The organism is Nocardiopsis trehalosi NBRC 14201 (assembly GCF_001552555.1).
Classification (GTDB): domain Bacteria; phylum Actinomycetota; class Actinomycetes; order Streptosporangiales; family Streptosporangiaceae; genus Nocardiopsis_B; species Nocardiopsis_B trehalosi.
This window is the reverse complement of record NZ_BCRK01000330.1, coordinates 1-2,529: the sequence shown is the minus strand read 5'-3', so window position 1 is coordinate 2,529 and position 2,529 is coordinate 1. Positions and strand designations below refer to the sequence as shown.

The window sequence follows — 2,529 nt, the reverse complement described above, 5'->3', positions numbered from 1 at the left end:
GCGGAAGGTGAGGGTCGGAGTCTCCGTCCTTGTCTGTCCGCTCTGTGAGGAGCGACGAGTCATGTTCGAGAGGTTTACCGACCGCGCTCGGCGCGTGGTGGTTCTGGCGCAGGAAGAGGCCAGGATGCTGAACCACAACTACATCGGGACCGAGCACATCCTCTTGGGGTTGATCCATGAGGGTGAGGGTGTGGCGGCCAAGGCGCTGGAGTCGTTGGGGATCAGCCTGGAGGCGGTGCGCCAGCAGGTCGAGGAGATCATCGGGCAGGGGCAGCAGGCTCCGTCGGGGCATATCCCGTTCACGCCGCGGGCGAAGAAGGTTCTGGAGCTGTCGCTGCGGGAGGCGCTGCAGCTGGGGCACAACTACATCGGGACCGAGCACATCCTTTTGGGGTTGATCCGGGAGGGTGAGGGTGTCGCGGCGCAGGTGCTGGTGAAGTTGGGTGCGGATCTGAACCGGGTGCGCCAGCAGGTGATCCAGTTGCTGCACGGTTACCAGGGCAAGGAGCCGCAGGCCTCGGCGGGGGCGTCGGGGGAGTCGGCGCCGTCGACGTCGCTGGTTTTGGACCAGTTCGGTCGGAATCTGACGCAGGCGGCGCGGGAGTCGAAGCTGGATCCGGTGATCGGTCGTGATCGTGAGATCGAGCGTGTGATGCAGGTGCTGTCGCGGCGGACGAAGAACAACCCGGTTCTGATCGGTGAGCCGGGTGTGGGCAAGACCGCTGTGGTGGAGGGGTTGGCGCAGAAGATCGTCAAGGGGGAGATCCCGGAGACGTTGAAGGACAAGCAGCTGTACACGCTGGATCTGGGTGCTCTGGTGGCGGGGTCGCGTTACCGGGGTGATTTCGAGGAGCGGTTGAAGAAGGTCCTCAAGGAGATCCGTACGCGTGGTGACATCATCTTGTTCATCGATGAGTTGCACACGCTGGTGGGTGCGGGTGCGGCCGAGGGTGCGATCGACGCCGCCTCGATTCTGAAGCCGATGCTGGCGCGGGGTGAGTTGCAGACGATCGGTGCGACGACGCTGGATGAGTACCGCAAGCATCTGGAGAAGGACGCGGCTTTGGAGCGGCGGTTCCAGCCGATCCAGGTGGAGGAGCCGACGATCACGCACACGATCGAGATCTTGAAGGGGTTGCGGGACCGGTATGAGGCGCATCATCGGGTGTCGATCACCGATGGGGCTCTGGTGGCGGCGGCGCAGTTGGCGGACCGCTATATCTCGGATCGGTTCCTGCCGGACAAGGCGATCGATCTGATCGATGAGGCGGGGTCGCGGATGCGGATTCGGCGGATGACGGCGCCGCCGGATCTGCGGGAGTTCGATGAGAAGATCGCGCGGGTCCGCAAGGAGAAGGAGTCGGCGATCGATGCGCAGGACTTCGAGAAGGCGGCGGGTCTGCGTGATGATGAGAAGCGGCTTTTGGGGGCGAAGGCGGCGCGGGAGAAGGAGTGGAAGGCCGGCGACATGGATGTCGTGGCCGAGGTGGATGAGGAGCTGATCGCTGAGGTGTTGGCGACGGCGACGGGGATCCCGGTGTTCAAGTTGACCGAGGAGGAGTCGTCGCGGTTGCTGCGGATGGAGGAGGAGCTGCATCGGCGGGTGATCGGTCAGGAGGATGCGATCACGGCGTTGTCGCAGGCGATCCGTCGGACGCGGGCGGGGTTGAAGGATCCGAAGCGTCCGGGGGGGTCGTTCATCTTCGCGGGTCCGTCGGGTGTGGGGAAGACGGAGTTGTCCAAGACGTTGGCGGAGTTCTTGTTCGGGGATGAGGATTCGCTGATCCAGTTGGACATGTCGGAGTTCATGGAGAAGCACACGGTGTCGCGGCTGTTCGGGTCGCCTCCGGGGTATGTGGGGTATGAGGAGGGTGGGCAGCTCACGGAGAAGGTGCGGCGGAAGCCGTTCTCGGTGGTGTTGTTCGATGAGATCGAGAAGGCGCATTCGGATATCTTCAACTCTCTGCTGCAGGTGTTGGAGGAGGGGCGGTTGACGGATGCGCAGGGGCGCAACGTCGATTTCAAGAACACGGTGATCATCATGACGACGAACTTGGGGACGCGGGATATCTCCAAGGGGCAGGCGATGGGGTTCGCGCGTTCTGATGATGCGAAGTCGAATTATGATCGGATGAAGGCGAAGGTCAGTGAGGAGTTGAAGCAGCATTTCCGGCCGGAGTTTCTGAACCGGGTGGATGATGTGATCGTGTTCCATCAGTTGACCGAGGCGGAGATCGTGTCGATCGTGGATCTGATGGTGGCGCGGTTGGATGGTCGGTTGAAGGATCGGGATATGGGGTTGGAGTTGCGTCCGGACGCGAAGCGGGTGTTGGCGTCGCGGGGGTATGACCCGGTGTTGGGGGCGCGGCCGTTGCGGCGGACGATCCAGCGTGAGATCGAGGACGCGTTGTCGGAGAAGATCTTGTATGGGGAGTTGCGGGCGGGCCAGTTGGTGGTGGTGGATGTGGAGGGTGAGGGTGCTGAGGCGCGGTTCACGTTCCAGGGGGTGGAACGCCCCGTCGTCGCCGA

General features: G+C 63.2%; 1 protein-coding gene. It reads left to right on the top strand.

The window, feature by feature from the left end; all coding sequences use genetic code 11:
* Positions 1-61 precede the first annotated feature (61 nt).
* A partial coding sequence (locus tag NT8_RS27890) for an ATP-dependent Clp protease ATP-binding subunit (protein WP_067976030.1) occupies positions 62-2,529 on the top strand: 2,468 nt, incomplete at its 3' end.